We start from the raw sequence: 15,994 nt of genomic DNA, 5'->3' as shown, positions 1-15,994 counted from the left end.
AACGCCGGGCGATCCATCGGGAGGCAGTTGCAGCGGGGAGCGGTCGGACCGCCCGGCGCGCATCGAACGAGTCCTCATCTTGCGCACGATGGCCGTCATTAGGAATCACGCGAAAGTAGGATCGGAGGGGATGTCGCGAATCCCGAAAATGGGAGAGTCAGGATGCGACGCCACCACGCAAGAGGGCCTCACCTCAACCTCCCATTCGCCACCATCTCCTCCGCCGCCCGCACCAGGCACATGGCGGACGCACCGGCGGCCATGCCGGCGCGCCACTGGCGCTCCTCCAGCACGCCGCCAATGCCGACTACCGGCGTGCCGGCCATGCGCGCCCACCAGCGCAGCTGTGCCAGGCCTTGCGGCAGCCACGGCATGTCCTTGGTCGTCGTCGGCCACAGCGGGCCGCAGGCGATGTAGTCCGGCGCCACGCCCCGCGCGCGGGCCAGTTCCCACAGGCTGTGGCTCGACAGTCCGAGCCGCACGCCGTGCCGCCCGCGGCGCTGCTGCAGTACCTCGCGGTCCTCGGCGCTCAGGTGCGACCAGTCCTCCTGGCCGAGGTGCAGCGCGCGTGCACCCTCGTCGAGCGCCAGGCGCCAGTGGTCGTTGATCCACAGGGTCGCGGAGCGACCCGCCATGTCGCGCACCGCCTCGCGGATCGCCGCGCGCAACGCGTCTTCGTCGATCGACAGCCCGCGCTTGATGCGCAGCTGGAGGTGGGTGAAGTGGCCGCTCAGCGCGAGCGCCGTCACGCGTTCCGGTCGGTCCGTGATCGCGTACAGCCCCGTGACGAAGGGCGTCGCGCGGCGCGATGACGGCCACAGCACCTCGCGCCAACGCGTCAGCGTCGCGCGGTCGGGCGAGGTCTCGTCGTCGAAGCTCATCACCGGCATCGCGCTGGCGTCTTCGACGAAGCGTCGGTCCGGTCGCAGCGGCCCGGCGCCAGCGCCCGCCGCATGGCCGTCGCGCAGTGCGCACCAGGTGAGCATCTTCGCGAGGATCACCGCGTCCGGCACCGCGAAGCCGCGCGCGAGCGCCGCGGCCGCCGCGGTGGCGAAGGTGCAGCCGCTGCCGTGATGGTGCGGCGTCGCGCCGTCGCGGCCGGACAGCCGCGGCAAGGCGATCCATCCGGTCGCCAGCGCACTGTCCAGCCAGTCCATCGAGAGTCCGTCCACCTGCGCCGCATCGTCGCCGCCGGTGATGCAGACGGCCCGCGCGCCCATGCCGCGCAGCATCGCGGCCAGCTCCGGGACCGGCAACTGACCCGACGCCACGCCGAGCAGCCGCTCCGCCTCGCGCCGGTTCGGGGTGATCAGCGTCGCGCGCGGGATGAGCTGATGACGATAGGCGCCGAGCAGCGTGTCGTCGCAGAACGCCGCGCCGCCTGCGCTCGCGCCGAGCACCGGATCGACGACCAGCGGCGCGTCGCCGATCTGCGCCAGCAGCGCGTCGACCGTCGCCGCGCTCGCGAGCAGGCCCGTCTTGACGACGCGCGGGGGCAGGTCTTGTCTCAGCGCACTCAGTTGCGCGCGCACCTGGCTGGCCGGCAGGGGGAACACCGCGTTCACGCCCATCGAGTGCTGCGCCGTCACGGCCGCGACGACCGGGCACAGGTGAACGCCCATGGCCGCCGCCGCGCGCGTGTCCGCGCTCAAGCCCGCGCCGCCGCCGCTGTCGGTGCCGGCGGCGCTCCAGATGATCGGCGGCGACGGATCGTCGGTCCACGGCGGCAGCGTCAGGAGGTCCGGGTCGACCGGCGGCGCCCAGGGCGAGGGCAGACTCGGATGGGGCACCTGCGGTGATGGCATCGTCGTCGCGTGGGACTCGCGTCGATCGCCGTGTGCGCTGCGGTCGTTCGTATCGTTCATGCGTCCCCCAACAGGAAAGCGTGGCCGCTGACCGGCGTGCTCGCGACCGCGAAGGCCTGCGGCGCCATCAAGCCGGCATGGAAGGCGCGCCGCCCCGCGCGCACCGCGTCGCCGAACGCGCCGGCCATCGCCACGGGATCGCCGGCCTGCGCCACCGCACTGTTCAGCAGCACCGCATCGAAGCCGAGCTCCATCGCACGTGCCGCCTGCGACGGCGCGCCCAGGCCCGCGTCGATCACCAGCACCGTGTCGGGCAGGCGCTCGCGCAGCGTGCGCAGCCCGTGCAGGTTCAGCAGCCCCTGGCCCGAGCCGATGGGTGCGCCCCAGGGCATCAGCAGCGGACAACCGGCGTCCAGCAGTCGTCGGCCGACGATCAGGTCCTCCGTGCAGTAGGGGAAGACGACGAAGCCCTCGCGCACGAGTTCCGTCGCCGCCGCGACCAGCTCGAACGGATCGGGCTGCAGCGTGTGGTCGTCGCCGATCACTTCGAGCTTGATCCAGGCGGTGCCATAGAGTTCGCGCGCCATGTGGGCGAGTTGCACCGCCTCGCGCGCGCTGCGGCAGCCGGCGGTGTTGGGCAGCAGCCGGGCGCCCTGCTCGCGCCCGACGGCGAATGCCTGTGTCAACGCGCCGTTGTCGCCCGCCTGCAGCGTGCGCTTGAGGCCGACGGTCAGCACCTGCGAGCCGGCCGCGCGGATCGCGTCGCATAGCGTCGCGGGACTGGGATACCCGGCCGTGCCGAGGAAGAAGCGGCTGTCGAGCGCGACGCCGTCGATGAGCAGCGGATCGGTCGCCTTCGGGACGATCGCTGGTCGATCGGTGGATGGTGGATGGGCGGTGAGCGGCATGTCAGCCTCCGACGATCGGTTGGAAGAAGAGGACGACGTCGCCGTCGTTGAGCGCCGTGTCGGCGCGCGCGTCGCGAGGCACGAAGCGGCCGTTCAGCGCGGTCGCCACAGCGGCGGCCTCGCGCCGTTCGCGTTCGAGCAAGTGCGCCAGCGTCGCGCCGGCGGGCATGGCCACGGTGCGGTCGTCGAGCCGCACGGTGATCGAGGGGAGGGCGGTCATGGGGAGTGCTCCAGGAAAGGCGCGGCCAGGCCGGCCGTGTCGAGCAGACGCTCGACCAACGCCGGCGCGAGCAGCCATCCGTGCCGGTACAGGCCGTTGATGCGCAACAGGCCGGGCTCGTGATGGAGGAAGGGCAGGTTGTCGGGCAGCGCCGGCCGGAGATGCCGGTCGAGCCGCACGATGCGCGCCTCCGACAGCGCCGGCAGCACGCTCTGCGCCGCCGCCATCAGCTCGACGGCGGAGCGCAGCGAGACCGGGCTGCGGTCCTCGCTCTCGATCTCGCTGGCGCCGACGACGATCTCCGCGTCCGAACGCGGCACGAGATAGACGCGATGCCGCGGATGCAGCAGCCGGACGGGCCGGCGCAGACCGTGCCCCGGCAGGGACAGCGTGACGATCTCGCCGCGGACGCCGCGCAAGGGCTGCGGCGGCCGCGCGCCCAGCCCGCGGGCATCGATCGCCCAGTCGCCGTGCCAGTGCCCGCCGTCAGCGAAGTGCAGTGCGCCGGGCACCACCTGGTCGACGGGACGCGACCAGTGCCAGCGCGCCGCGGCAGCCGTCGCGCCCGCGTGCAGCGCGGCCATCGCGGGCACCGGCGCGATGAGGCCTTCCCGCGGCAGCAGCCAGCCGCGCAGGCCCGGCGCCAGCATCGGTTCCAACGTGCGTAGCGCGTCCATGTCGAGCGGCTCCGCGCCCGGCATGCGCCTCAGCGCACGCTCCGCCGCGCCCAGGTCCGCACGATGTGACAGCAGCAGACTGCCCTCGATGCGCAGCGGCACGGGGCCCGGTGCCGGACTTGATCTCGAGGACGACCTCGAGACCGGGGTCGAGTCCGGTGCCGTCCCGGACAACGAGGCCACGATGTCGGGCCACAACGCGAGCGATCGCCAGCCCAGCGCGGCGATCTCCGCGCCGCCCTGTTCCTGCTCGGCGAGCGGACTGAGCATGCCGGCGGCGCTGAACGCGGCCGCGCCCTGCGCGTCGAACGCGGGCGCGGGACCGGACGACGCGTCGAAGACCTCGACGGCGTGACCGGCCCGAGAGAGTGTCCACGCGAGCAGGCGTCCGGCGAGCCCCGCCCCGGCGATGGCGATCGCGGCCATCGCGATCAGGCCTGGCGGATCGGGATGTAGAGCTCGCCGCCGCCGGCGAGGAACTCGGCGCTCTTCGCCTTCATGCCCGCGGCGTCCGCTTCCAGCTGCGCGCTGTACTCCCGCACGTCCTGCGTGATCTTCATCGAGCAGAACTTCGGTCCGCACATCGAGCAGAAGTGCGCCACCTTCGCGCTGTCCTTGGGCAGGGTCTCATCGTGGAACGCGCGCGCGGTTTCCGGATCGAGGCCGAGGTTGAACTGGTCCTCCCAGCGGAACTCGAAACGCGCCTTGGACAGCGCGTCGTCGCGCGCCCGGGCCGCCGGATGGCCCTTGGCGATGTCGGCCGCGTGCGCCGCGATCTTGTAGGCCATCAGGCCCTGCTTGACGTCGTCGCGGTCGGGCAGCCCCAGGTGCTCCTTCGGCGTCACGTAGCACAGCATCGCGCAGCCGAACCAGCCGATCATCGCGGCGCCGATGCCGCTGGTGATGTGGTCGTAGCCCGGCGCGATGTCGGTGGTCAACGGCCCCAGCGTGTAGAACGGCGCCTCGTCGCAGTGCTTGAGCTGCTCGGTCATGTTGGCCTGGATCATGTGCATCGGCACGTGCCCCGGACCTTCGATCATGGTCTGCACGTCGTGCTTCCACGCGATCTTCGTCAGCTCGCCCAGCGTGCGCAGCTCGGCGAACTGCGCTTCGTCGTTGGCGTCCGCCAGCGAACCCGGCCGCAGCCCGTCGCCCAGCGAGAAGCTCACGTCGTACGCCTTCATGATCTCGCAGATCTCCTCGAAGTGCGTGTACAGGAAGTTCTCGCGGTGGTGCGCGATGCACCATTTCGCCAGGATGGAGCCGCCGCGCGACACGATGCCGGTGCGGCGCTTGACCGTCATCGGCACGAAGGGCAGCCGCACGCCGGCATGGATGGTGAAGTAGTCGACGCCCTGTTCGGCCTGCTCCACCAGCGTGTCGCGGAACAGCGCCCAGGTCAGGTCCTCGGCCACGCCGCCGACCTTCTCCAGGGCCTGGTAGATCGGCACGGTGCCGATGGGCACGGGGCTGTTGCGCAGGATCCAGTCGCGCGTGGTGTGGATGTTGCGGCCGGTGGACAGGTCCATCACCGTGTCCGCACCCCAGCGCGTCGCCCACACGAGCTTCTCGACCTCCTCCTCGATGCCCGAGCTCACGGCCGAGTTGCCGATGTTGGCGTTGACCTTGACCAGGAAGTTGCGGCCGATCGCCATCGGCTCGACTTCCGGGTGGTTGATGTTGGCCGGGATGATGGCGCGGCCGCGGGCGACCTCGTCGCGGACGAACTCGGGCGTGATGATCCCGGGGATCTGCGCGCCCAGGCCCTGGCCGCGCAGGCGCTGTTCGCGCTCGGTGTCGGACAGGTACTCGTGCATCCAGGCGCGGCGGCCGTTCTCGCGGATCGCGACGTACTCCATCTCGGCGGTGACGATGCCGCGCCGCGCGTAGTGCATCTGCGTCACGTTGGCGCCCGGCTTCGCGCGACGGGGCGGGCGCGTCAGCGCGGCGCTCTGCGCGCGCAGGGCGTCCTGCTGCGCGGCCTCGCGCAAGCCGTCGTCGAAGAGCTGAATGGCGCGGCCGGCGTAGGGCTCGGTGTCGCCGCGCGACTCGACCCAGGCCGCGCGCGTGGCGGGCAGGCCGCGGCGCACGTCGGTGGCGACGGCGGGATCGGTGTACGGGCCGGAAGTGTCGTAGACCGCAAGTCGTTCGCCGTTGGTCAGCGCGATCTCCCGCAGCGGCACGCGCAGGTGCGGATGCAGCACGCCGTGCTCATGCGTCTTGGTCGAGGAGGGCAGCGGGGCGCGGCTGGCGGCGAGGCGCTCGTGGAAGGTGGCGTCGGCGGGGGTCAGGTCGTTCATCGGGGTCTCCGGTTGGGCGCCGGAGGCTGGACCGATCAGGACGGGCAGGCGCGCAGGAGAGGGCCGGATGGACCGGGCCTTCCGCGCCGTCCGGGCACGGGGCCGGGAGGGCGCACTTCGGGAAGGCAGGCTCTTCTTACGCCGGTACGAACCGGATCAAGTTCAGCGGGTCCACGGCTTCATCGCCATGTCTCAGCCCGTGTCGTCGGTGCGCGGCGCGCATCGTCGACCCAGGGCTCCCCGGAGCAGGCGCGCAGTATAGGCCGCGCAACACCCGGCCCGGGCGGGACGTGAATTCCTAGACGCCAGCCCGATGTCAAGGGACATCGGAGGTACTGTTACATCCTGATTCCGGGGAAACACCGAGGGGCCGTCACCACGGTGACTTCTTACACTGCGGCGCTCAGGCCGGGGCGCGAAGAAACCGATTTCAACAGCAGCAGACAAGACCGGCGTTGTCTCCAAAAGAGAGCAACCAGCGCAACAAGAGGGTGGAGTGATGAGCAGCCGTAGTCTTCTGAGCGTGCCGCGCCGCGGCCTGGCGGTGTGTCAGGTCTTGACCCTGTCCTTGATCGCCGTCGCCGCGCAGGCGCAGACCGCGCCGGCGGCGGCCACGTCCGCCGCAGTGGTCGATTCCAAGACAGCACCGATGAGCGACGTCGACCGCGCCAAGCGCGACGCCGACAAGGTGTTCCAGTGGATCAAGTTCCACGCCGAGAAGGGCGAGAAGAAGCCCGCGCACGAGACAAAGCCCGAAGCGCCCAAGCCGGTCGCCCGACCCGTGGCCACGACCGCCCCCGCGCCGGTCGCGCGCCGGCCGGAACCCGAACCCGCCGTCGAGCGTCCACTCGCAGCACGCGCGGGGGACACGGCCTCGGTGCCAGTGGTTGCCTCGCCGACGCCCGCGCCTGCGGGGATCGGTCAATCCGCCGCGCAGACGATCGCGCCGCCGTCGTCCGTGCCGCAGCCGATGTCCGAAGCGCCGGCGCCGCAGGTCGTGTCGATGGCCGCGCCGTCGACCGCCGCGCCGGCCGGCAAGGCGCCCGAGCCTGAACCCGACGACGAACCCGTGCCGCTGAAGCTGCTGCGCAAGGTCGATCCCGAATATCCGCGCGCGCTGCTGGCGCAGCAGCGCGCCGGCTCGGTGCAGGTGCAGTTCACCGTGCGCCCCGACGGCTCCGTCGACAACGCGCAGGCGATGCGGTCGCCGGACCGCAAGCTCAGCACGGCCGCGGTCAACGCGGTCAAGCAGTGGCGCTTCGCGCCGATCCCGACGCCGCGTCAGGTCAGCGTGGAGATCGGCTTCCAGGTCGAATGACGCACCCGGGCGATCGCTGATCGGACGGGACGTCGATGCACGCCGCGACCTGCGCGGCGGCCGCGAACCGGAACGGCGTGGAGCGCGCACCAAAGCCCCCTGTCCATGCCGATCCAGGGGCGCCATGCATTCGTTGCCGTCTTCTTCCTCTCCTCCGTCTTCCCTTCCGGCCGCGCCGGACGGGATGCCCGAAGGCGTCTGCAGGCTGGTTGTCGACTTCAGCGTCACGCCCACCTACGAGTCGGTCGTCAGGGCGCTGGTCGACCGGCCACAGACGTACTTCGACGGGACGATCCCGCTGGAAGCGTTCGCCCAGACGCCGATGTTCCAACGAACCTTGGAAGAGGTCGGGGCCGGGATCTTCCGGCTGGAGTTCCTGCTCGGCGGCAATCCCCGTTGGGTCTGTCTCCGCGACGCCTTCAACGAACTCACGGCGCGCCATACCGGCAACGCACCGGATCAGGCCAAGGCGCAGTGCAGCTTCCTCGGCGAGGGCAAGCGGGCGCTGCGCGCCTTGTGCGATTGCCTGGAAGCGACGGGAGCGCCCCCCGCGATGGTGGACCGGGTGCTGCGCGCTCTCGAGACGGATCTGCTGCCAGGCGGCGGCGCCCTGCCTGACGTGACGGCCGCGCTCGGTCGGGCCCTGGACGCGGCGCAGGACAGGTCGAGTCCGCAACGCCCCGCGGGTCTGCCGGGACCGCACCCGCGGTTGCCCGCGTCGCAGAAGCCCACGGCAGCGCCGGTGTCCCTGGCATCGCGTGCGACCGGACCCGCGTCGTTCTCGGCTGCCGCTTTCGCCAGCCAGGCGAAGCAGCGCTGGATCCGATCGATCCGGGAGCAGCGGCACTTCGCGAACCTGCCGGGGTTGACCGCGCCGGCGTTTCAAGGAGGGTCCGATTTTCCCGAAGCGCGGTTGGAGTTGTTCCGTACCTTCATGTGGTTGAGGACGCTGCTGCTCGGAGAAGGCGACGTGGCCCACGTGAGGGGGGTGATCGACGACCTGGCGCGCCGGCTCAAGGATCAGGAGGGGCCGCTGACCCGGGACGATTTCGAACTGTATGGCAATGGCAAGCGCGACCTGCTCCTGCTGTGCGAGGCCCTGCACAGGGATCCCCGGCCGGGCACCGTGGCGGCGGCCTGCCGGGAGCTGCGGCTGGCGTTCGACGGTTCCGGTGACTTCTGCGTGACGCCGGCCGGAGCGATCGCGGAGGCGCTCTCGGCCGTGGAGGTGGAAGGCGCTGCGTCTGCACGAAGCCGTCTCGATCAACGGCTCGTCGAAGGCGTCGATCGTCTTGCGGCGTTGGCTTGCCATTGCGGTCTGACGCCGAAGGACTCGACGGAGAAGTTCCTCGCCCGATTCCAGGGGGCGAAGCCGCACGGCGGGCAGAACGATCCCGTCGGCAACCTGCACCTCTTCGGGCTCGACATGCTGGAGAGCGTGCTGGCGAGCATGCTGGAGGTGGTGTCGGACCCGGACGGCGCCGGAGCCGGCGTGTCACCCACCCTGGATCGGCTGGTCGCCGAACTGGGGCGATCGAACGACCCGACGGGCGCGATCCTGTCGGCCCGCCACCGACTCTCGACCGTCCTCGCGCCGGGACTGCCACAGGACCTGGCCGACCGCATCCGAGGCGACGTGGTCGATGACGCGGTCCGCAGGCAGGGCCTGGCGCTGCTGCCCGACCTGCCGGAGGACGACCGGGAGCGGCTCCTCCAATGCGAAGCGATGGCGGTGAAGGACCAACTCGGCATCGACTACATCGTCGGCGGCATCGATCGAGGGCCCTCGACCTCGGGCCTGTTCGACACCTCGTCGTCCCGCCTGCTGACGCTGCTGGAGGCCTGCGATCGGGCGGTCGAGGAGGCCCTGCGCCGGCGAGGCGCCTGAGCGCGCCCGTGCCCGCCGCCTACATCCCGTACATCGCCGCCTGATCGAACGGCGTGAGCGCCGCGGCCATCGCGTCCAGGAACAGCCGCGTGCGCAGCGGCATCAGGCGACGCTGCGGGAACACCGCCCAGCACGTCGACGGCTCCGCGCACCAGGCCGGCAGCACGCGCAGCAGCTCGCCGCGATCGACGAAGGCCTGCGCGTACTGGTTGCCGACCCAGGTGATGCCCAGGCCCGCGCGGGCCATCTGCAGCAGCATGTCCGGCGCGTTGACCAGCGTGCGGCTGTCGGGCACGCCGACCCATTCGATGCGCTCGTCCGCCTGGGCGTCGACGTTGCCGAACAGCCGCCACGGCAGCGGCTCGCCGGCGCGGCTCAGGATCATCAGGCCGTGCATGCTCAGCAGCCCTTCGGGCAGTTGCGGCTCGCCGTGTCGCTCCAGGTATTGCGGTGAGGCATACAAGCCGCTGCTGAACATCGCCAGTCGCCGCGCCGCGAGTTGGCTGTCCGGCGGCAACTGGCCCATGCGCACCGCGATGTCGAAACCCTCGGCGATGAGGTCCACGCGCCGCGGCGAGAGATCCAGCTCCAGCTGCACCTCCGGGTAGTCGCCGACAAAGCGGCTCAACATCGGCGTCAGCATCTGGTTGGCGAAATCCGCCGGCATCGAGACGCGCAGGCGGCCGGTCGGCCGCTGCTGCCGATGCAAGGCCAGCGCCAGCGCGCCGTCGACCTCGCCCGCCAGCACCCGCGCGTGCTCCAGCACGCCCTGGCCGAACTCGGTCAGCGTCAGCCGCCGCGTGCTGCGCTGGAGCAGCTTCTCGCCGAGCCGCTCTTCCAGCGCCGCGATCCGCCGCGACACGGTGGACTTCGGCAATTGCAGCCGCTCCGCCGCGCGGCTGAAGCTGCCGCTTTCGATCACGCGGGCAAAGACCAGCAGGTCGTCGGCATCGAGGCTCATGGACGGGGCGCTCCCGGGTGGGGAGCGATTGTTCGTTGAATGGAACAATCTTATCCAGCTCGGCGTCTTCCGGTGCTGAGGGGTGATCAATACAGTTCATTCCATCCCATCACACCCCGGCTGATCCAGCCGAAACGCCCCGGAGAACCGCACCATGAACATCCTTCAGATCAACTCCAGCGCCCGCCGTCTGCATGAGGGCCAAGGCTCGGTCTCGACCCTGCTGGCCAATGAAGTCGTCGCCGGACTGGTCGCCCGCAACGCCGGCGCCACGACCGTGGTGCACGATCTGGCGGTGCGTCCGCTGCCCGCGATGGACGAAGCGACGCTGGGCGCGCTGTTCACGCCCGCCGACGCCCGCACCCAGGCGCAGGCCGACCGCGTGGCCTTCAACGACCAGCTGATCGCCGAACTGAAGGCCGCCGACGTCATCGTGCTGACCGCGCCGATGATCAACTTCGGCGTGACCTCGCAGCTGAAGAACTGGATCGACGCGGTGGCCCGCGCCGGCGCGACCTTCAAGTACGGCGCCAACGGCCCCGAAGGCCTGGTCACCGGCAAGCAGGTCATCGTCGTCAGCACCCGCGGCGGCGTCTATCGCGGCCAGCCGGCCGACAACATCGTGCCCTACCTGCAGCTGACGCTGGGCTTCCTCGGCATGACCGACGTGAAGTTCGTGCTGGCCGAAGGCCTCAACATGGGCGAGGAAGCCGCGGCCAAGGGCCTGGCCACCGCCCGCGAGGAAATCGCCGCGCTGTTCGGCGAAACGCAACCGGCCTGATCGCCGGTCGGGCGCCGCCGGCCCGATCGACCGCGCGCGCCCTCCACGGGGCATGGGGGCTCCCTCCTGGACCCCCAAGCCCCATGCCGGGCCGGCAGCATCCGCTGACGGCCGGCACAGACATCGATCGACATTTCGACATTTCGGAAAGGAATCCATCATGACCGCCGCCACCCCTGTCACCTCTCTTCGGACGCCCCGCCAGGTCGAGCGCCTGGTGCAGGGCAGGGCCACCAGCGACGGCGCCGGCGTCAAGCTGACGCGGGTGCTGACGCAGGACCTGCAGCGGCGTCTGGATCCCTTCCTGATGCTGGACGCCTTCGGCACGGACCAGGCCGAGGACTACATCGCCGGCTTCCCCGACCATCCGCATCGCGGCTTCGAGACGGTGACCTACATGCTCGAGGGACAGATGCGCCATCGCGACTCGGCAGGCCATGAAGGCCTGCTCGGCCCGGGCGGCGTGCAATGGATGACCGCCGGCCGCGGCGTGATCCATTCGGAACTGCCCGAGCAGCAGGAAGGCCGCATGGAAGGCTTCCAGCTGTGGCTGAACCTGCCCGGCCGCGACAAGATGCGCGACCCCTGGTACCGCGACATCGCCAGCGCCGAGATTCCGGAGCTGACGCTGCCCGGCGCGACGGTGCGCGTGATCGCGGGCGAGAGCCACGGTGTGAGCGGCGCGATGCAGCGCGAGGCGACGCAGCCCATCTACCTCGACGTGCATCTGGACCCCGGCGCGAGCTTCGAGCAGGCCCTCCCGGCGACGCACAACGCATTCCTGTACGTGTACCGGGGCGCGCTGCGCTTCGATACCGGGTGCCTGGTGCCCAGCGGCCGCATGGCGATCCTGGCCAACACGCCGGGCTCGGACGGCGCGCGCCTGACGGCGTCCGACGATGGGGCGCGTGCCATCCTGATCGCCGGCCAGCCGCTGGCCGAGCCGATCGCCCAGTACGGTCCCTTCGTGATGAACACCGAAGGCGAACTGCTGCAGGCGGTGCGGGACTTCCAGGCCGGCAAGTTCGCCTGATTCACCGGGATCGGCCGGAGGTCCGCGCATCGTTCGCGGATCGGCCCCGACCGCACAAGGCCGTCATCGATTCCCCGGAATCGCTGGCGGCCTTGTCCGTCCCGTACCGGTGAGTGGCATCGCGCGGCCGCGGCGGTGGCGCCACCAAGCCGGCTTCGCGATCCCGTGCCGCCGCATGCCGTCCATCCGTCCATCCTTTGCGGCGGACGAGCGCATCGCGCCCGCCTTCCGGCGCGACCAGCTGACGGAGGCCGCTCATGCCAGCGCGTCAGCGCGGCGTCTTGAGCGGCGGCACCACCGGCGCCAGCAGGCGTGGGCCGTCGAATCCGCGGACCTCGCCGAAGCGGCCGCCGTCCTCGCGACTGTTCCACTCCTCGGCGTAGACCTGCATCTCCTCGCGGGTGCGGCCGACGAAGTTCCAGAACAGCAGCACCGGCTCGCCGAACGGCGGGCCGCCCAGCAGCAGCGCGCGGCTCTTGCCGCCGCCCGACAGCAGCTTGAGCGACTGCGCGCCCGGCGCGATGTAGAGCAACTCGCCGGGCTTGCTGTGGCCGGTAGCTTCTCCGTCGAGCGTCGCCGAGAGTTCGCCCTCGAGCACCATCAGTCCGTACTCGTGCTCGGGATGCAGCGGGATCGTCGCCTCGGCCGCGCGAGCGGCGCTCAGGTCGACACCCAGCAGCGGCGTGTGGCTGGGCACCGGCGAGCGGCGACCGCCGAACTCGCCCACCAGCAGCATCGTGTCGAAGCCGCCGGTGGCGAACGACGGCAGCTCGGGGAAGTGCTCGAAGGCCGGCTCGCGATGCCGCACCGCATCGGGCAGCGCGATCCACAGCTGCGCCAGCTGCAGCCGGTCGGACTGCGACTCCTCCGTGTGGCTGATGCCCCGGCCCGCGGTCATCAGGTTCACCTGGCCGGGTCGCAGCATCTGCTCGGAGCCCAGGCTGTCGCGGTGCAGCACCTCGCCCTCGATCATCCAGCTGAAGGTCTGCAGCCCGGTGTGCGGATGCGGGCCCACGCGCATGGCGTTGTCCGGGGTCAGGTCGGCGGGGCCGGCGTGATCGAGGAAGCACCACGCGGCGATCATGCGACGCTTCGGCGTGGGCACCGCGCGCCGGATCGTCAGGCCGCCGACGTTGCCGAGGTGCGCCTCGAGGCGTTCCCAGCGGGCCGGGACGGGATCGGCGTGCGGAGCAGCGGAGGGATGACCGGAAGGGACGGAAGTGCCGGAAGATTCGGAGGGGGCGTTCATGGGGTGGCTCCTTGTGCGAGATCGTCGAGGATGGGGCAATCGGGGCGGTCGTCGCCGTGGCAGCAGTCCGCGAGTTCGGCCAGCGCGCGGCGCATCGCCTGCATCTCGGCCATGCGGCGGTCCAGGTCGGCGATGTGGCTCTGCGCGATGCGCTTGACCTGGCCGCTCGCGCGGCGCCGGTTCTGCCAGAGCTTGAGCAGCTCGGCGATCTCCGCCATCGAGAACCCCAGGTCGCGCGCGCGGCGGATGAAGCGCAGCGTGTGCACCTCCTTCTCGCCGTAGAGCCGGTAGCCCGACGCCGTGCGCGCGACCGGCGGCAGCAGGCCCAGCGACTCGTAGTGGCGCAGCATCTTGGGCGACACGCCGGAGCGCTCGGCCGCCTGGCCGATGGTCAGCGGCGCGCCCGACGTGGCGGCGCTCGCAGCGGCCCTGGCCGGCGTCGGTGAGGCGAGAGCGGTCATCGCGCGGTTCCTTTCCAGCGCTTGAGCAGCAGCGCGTTGCCCAGCACCGAGACGCTGGACAGCGCCATCGCCGCGCCGGCGATGACCGGGCTCAGCAGCCCCAGCGCCGCCAGCGGCACGCCCAGCAGGTTGTAGATGAAGGCCCAGAACAGGTTCTGACGGATCTTGGCGACCGTCGCGCGCGACAGCGCGATCGCTTCGGCGACCAGCCGCGGATCGCCGCGCATCAACGTGATGCCGGCCGCTTCCATCGCCACGTCCGTGCCGCCGCCCATCGCCAGGCCGACGTCCGCGGCGGCCAGCGCCGGCGCGTCGTTGATGCCGTCGCCCACCATGGCGACGTGCGTGCCGTTCGCGCGCAGTTCCGCCACGATGCGGGCCTTGTCCTCCGGCAGCAGCTCGGCCCGCACCTCGTCCAGCCCGAGGGCCTCGCCCGCGGCCTTGGCCGCCGCGGCGTTGTCGCCGCTGAGCATCAGCGTGCGCAGGCCCAGCGCCTTCAGGTCGGCGATCGCCGCGGCCGACGAGGCCTTGGCGCGATCGCCGAACGCGAGCATCGCCAGCAGCGCCGGCGCGCCCGGGCCGTCCGCGGCCGCCAGCCACGACACCGTGCGGCCGCGCGAGAGGGCCGACCGGCCCTGTGCGGCCAGCGGCGACAGGTCGACGCCGAGTTCCGCCATCCAGCGACCGCTGCCCAGCATCAGGGTGCGCGCCTGGACGCGACCCTCGACGCCGCGTCCCGCGATCGCGCGCATGCCGGCGGCCGGTGCCGTCGTCAGCGCGCGTTCGAACGCGGCATCGCGCACCGCGCGGGCCAGCGGATGCTCGCTGCCCATCTGCAGCGCCGCCGCGAGGCCCAGCAGCTCCGCCTCCGCGGCGGCCTCCGCCTCGCCGATGCCGGGCGCCCCGCCGACACCCGGCGCCCCGCCGACACCCGGCGCCGCGACGAAGTCCGTCAGTCGCGGCTTGCCTTCCGTCAGTGTGCCGGTCTTGTCGAACACGACCAGTTCGACCCGGCGTGCGTGCTCCAGCGCCTCGGCGTCCTTGATCAGCAGCCCGCGCCGCGCGGCGACGCCGGTGCCGACCATGATCGCCGCCGGCGTCGCGAGGCCCAGGGCGCAGGGGCAGGCGATCACCAGCACGGCGACCGCGTGGATCAGCGCGCGTTCCCAGTCGCCCGTGGACACGCCCCACGCCAGCAGGGTCACCGCGGCGATCACCAGCACGGCCGGCACGAACACCGCGCTGACCCGGTCGACCAGGCGCTGGATGGGGGCCTTGTGCGCCTGCGCGGACTCGACCAGACGCACGATCCGCGACAGCGTCGACTCCGCGCCCAGCGCGGTGACTTCCACCAGCAGCAGGCCGTCGCCGTTGACCGCGCCGCCGACCACGCGATCGCCTTCGGCCTTGTCCACCGGCAGGCTCTCGCCGCTGATCAGCGACTCGTCGACGGCGCTGCGGCCCTCGCGGATACGGCCGTCGGCGGGAATGCGTTCGCCCGGACGCACGACCATCAGATCCTTCAGGCGCAGCTGCGCGAGGGGGACGTCGATCTCGGCTTGCGCGCCGGCGGGGCCGCGGCGCACGTGCGCCTGTTCCGGGCGGAGTTGCTTGAGCGCGGCGATGGCGCTGAGCGTCTGGCGCTTCGCGCGGCCTTCCAGCCACTTGCCCAGCAGCACCAGCGTGATGACGGCCGCGGCCGATTCGAAGTACAGGGCCGTGCTCATCGGGCCTTGGCGCACGAGTTCGTAGACGCTCAGGCCGTAGGCGGCGCTGGTGCCCAGCGCGACGAGCAGGTCCATGTTGCCGCTGCGGTCCTTCAGCGCGGCCCAGCCCGCGCGGTAGAAGCGCGCGCCCAGCCAGAACTGCACGGGCGTGGCGAGCGCGAGCTGCCACCCGCCGGACAGCATCCAGTGGGCGCCCCAGACCATGGCGATCATGGGCGCGATCAGCGGCAAAGTCAGCAGCGCGGCGGTGAGCACGGGCCAGCCGGTGGCGGCCCAGGGCGGCGGCGCGGGCGGTGTGTCGTCCTCGCCGACGATCTCGTGGGCGTCGTAGCCGGCCTTGGCGATGGCGGCGACGAGGGCTTCGACGGCGATGCCGGCGGGGGCGCGCACGGTGGCGCTTTCGGTGGCGAGGTTGACTTCCGCGCCCTCCACGCCGGGCACCTTGCGCAGCGCGCGTTCCACGCGATGGACGCAGCTGGCGCAGGTCATGCCGGACACGGCGAGCTGGCGCTCGCCGGAGGCGACGGGGAGGTGCGTGGTGGCGGTGGTCATGGCGGGAGTGTCAAGCTTGCCATGATGGGAAGGTCAAGGGCATGCCCCCGATGGGAGAGGTCTCTTGACCTTGCCACGGTGGCAAGGTTTACGCTCCGTCCGGGAATGTGATCC

Annotated in this window: 13 protein-coding genes and 1 riboswitch; of the genes, 4 read left to right on the top strand and 9 right to left on the bottom strand. The window is 71.6% G+C overall.

Annotated features, from left to right (window positions below; genetic code table 11):
- Positions 1–188 precede the first annotated feature (188 nt).
- The 5 genes from PV762_RS11180 to thiC are packed head-to-tail and all read right to left on the bottom strand — an operon-like array spanning position 189 to position 5,910.
- Complete coding sequence (locus PV762_RS11180; protein WP_421035105.1) at positions 189–1,865, bottom strand: bifunctional hydroxymethylpyrimidine kinase/phosphomethylpyrimidine kinase; 1,677 nt, start codon at positions 1,863–1,865, stop codon at positions 189–191.
- A complete protein-coding gene (locus PV762_RS11175; protein ID WP_421035104.1) occupies positions 1,862–2,713 on the bottom strand; it encodes a thiazole synthase in 852 nt (283 codons plus the stop codon). Before PV762_RS11175 ends, PV762_RS11180 begins: the two co-directional genes overlap by 4 nt.
- A 1-nt stretch (position 2,714) precedes the next feature.
- Positions 2,715–2,933, bottom strand: coding sequence for a sulfur carrier protein ThiS (gene thiS / locus PV762_RS11170; RefSeq protein WP_421035103.1), 219 nt, complete (start codon positions 2,931–2,933; stop codon positions 2,715–2,717).
- Positions 2,930–4,036 (bottom strand): FAD-dependent oxidoreductase, encoded by a 1,107-nt coding sequence (locus PV762_RS11165; protein ID WP_421035102.1) that lies wholly within the window; start codon positions 4,034–4,036, stop codon positions 2,930–2,932. The genes thiS and PV762_RS11165 overlap by 4 nt, the downstream gene beginning before the upstream one ends.
- A gap of 5 nt (positions 4,037–4,041) precedes the next feature.
- Positions 4,042–5,910 (bottom strand): phosphomethylpyrimidine synthase ThiC, encoded by a 1,869-nt coding sequence (thiC, locus tag PV762_RS11160; protein ID WP_421035101.1) that lies wholly within the window; start codon positions 5,908–5,910, stop codon positions 4,042–4,044.
- Positions 5,911–6,026: 116 nt separating this feature from the next.
- A riboswitch (TPP riboswitch) is annotated at positions 6,027–6,163 on the bottom strand.
- Between the two features lie 246 nt (positions 6,164–6,409).
- Here thiC and PV762_RS11155 point away from each other — a divergent pair.
- Complete coding sequence (locus PV762_RS11155; RefSeq protein ID WP_421035100.1) at positions 6,410–7,228, top strand: energy transducer TonB; 819 nt, start codon at positions 6,410–6,412, stop codon at positions 7,226–7,228.
- A gap of 184 nt (positions 7,229–7,412) precedes the next feature.
- The gene (locus PV762_RS11150) at positions 7,413–9,116 is read left to right on the top strand and encodes a hypothetical protein (RefSeq protein WP_421035099.1); all 1,704 of its coding nucleotides are present in this window, start codon (positions 7,413–7,415) and stop codon (positions 9,114–9,116) included.
- Between the two features lie 19 nt (positions 9,117–9,135).
- Here PV762_RS11150 and PV762_RS11145 read toward each other — a convergent pair whose 3' ends face one another.
- Positions 9,136–10,077, bottom strand: coding sequence for a LysR family transcriptional regulator (locus PV762_RS11145; protein WP_421035098.1), 942 nt, complete (start codon positions 10,075–10,077; stop codon positions 9,136–9,138).
- Positions 10,078–10,231: 154 nt separating this feature from the next.
- Between PV762_RS11145 and PV762_RS11140 the strand changes: the two genes are divergently transcribed.
- Positions 10,232–10,858 carry an FMN-dependent NADH-azoreductase gene (locus PV762_RS11140; RefSeq protein WP_421035097.1) on the top strand — a complete coding sequence of 209 codons (627 nt, stop codon included), beginning with the start codon at positions 10,232–10,234 and terminating at the stop codon, positions 10,856–10,858.
- Positions 10,859–11,018: 160 nt separating this feature from the next.
- On the top strand, positions 11,019–11,891 hold the full coding sequence (locus tag PV762_RS11135) for a pirin family protein (RefSeq protein ID WP_421035096.1): 873 nt from the start codon (positions 11,019–11,021) through the stop codon (positions 11,889–11,891).
- A gap of 268 nt (positions 11,892–12,159) precedes the next feature.
- Here PV762_RS11135 and PV762_RS11130 read toward each other — a convergent pair whose 3' ends face one another.
- From PV762_RS11130 to PV762_RS11120, 3 genes are read right to left on the bottom strand one after another with little or no spacing between them, the layout of a single operon-like run.
- Positions 12,160–13,140 (bottom strand): pirin family protein, encoded by a 981-nt coding sequence (locus PV762_RS11130; RefSeq protein WP_421035095.1) that lies wholly within the window; start codon positions 13,138–13,140, stop codon positions 12,160–12,162.
- Entirely contained in the window at positions 13,137–13,601 is a 465-nt protein-coding gene (gene cueR / locus PV762_RS11125) for a Cu(I)-responsive transcriptional regulator (protein WP_421035094.1), read from the bottom strand. Before cueR ends, PV762_RS11130 begins: the two co-directional genes overlap by 4 nt.
- The gene (locus PV762_RS11120) at positions 13,598–15,880 is read right to left on the bottom strand and encodes a heavy metal translocating P-type ATPase (protein ID WP_421035093.1); all 2,283 of its coding nucleotides are present in this window, start codon (positions 15,878–15,880) and stop codon (positions 13,598–13,600) included. Before PV762_RS11120 ends, cueR begins: the two co-directional genes overlap by 4 nt.
- Positions 15,881–15,994 lie beyond the last annotated feature (114 nt).

Origin of the sequence: Mitsuaria sp. CC2 (assembly GCF_048957715.1) — a bacterium.
GTDB lineage: Bacteria > Pseudomonadota > Gammaproteobacteria > Burkholderiales > Burkholderiaceae_C > Roseateles.
Note: the sequence above shows the minus strand (reverse complement) of the source record. Positions and strands in the feature narration are given on the sequence as shown.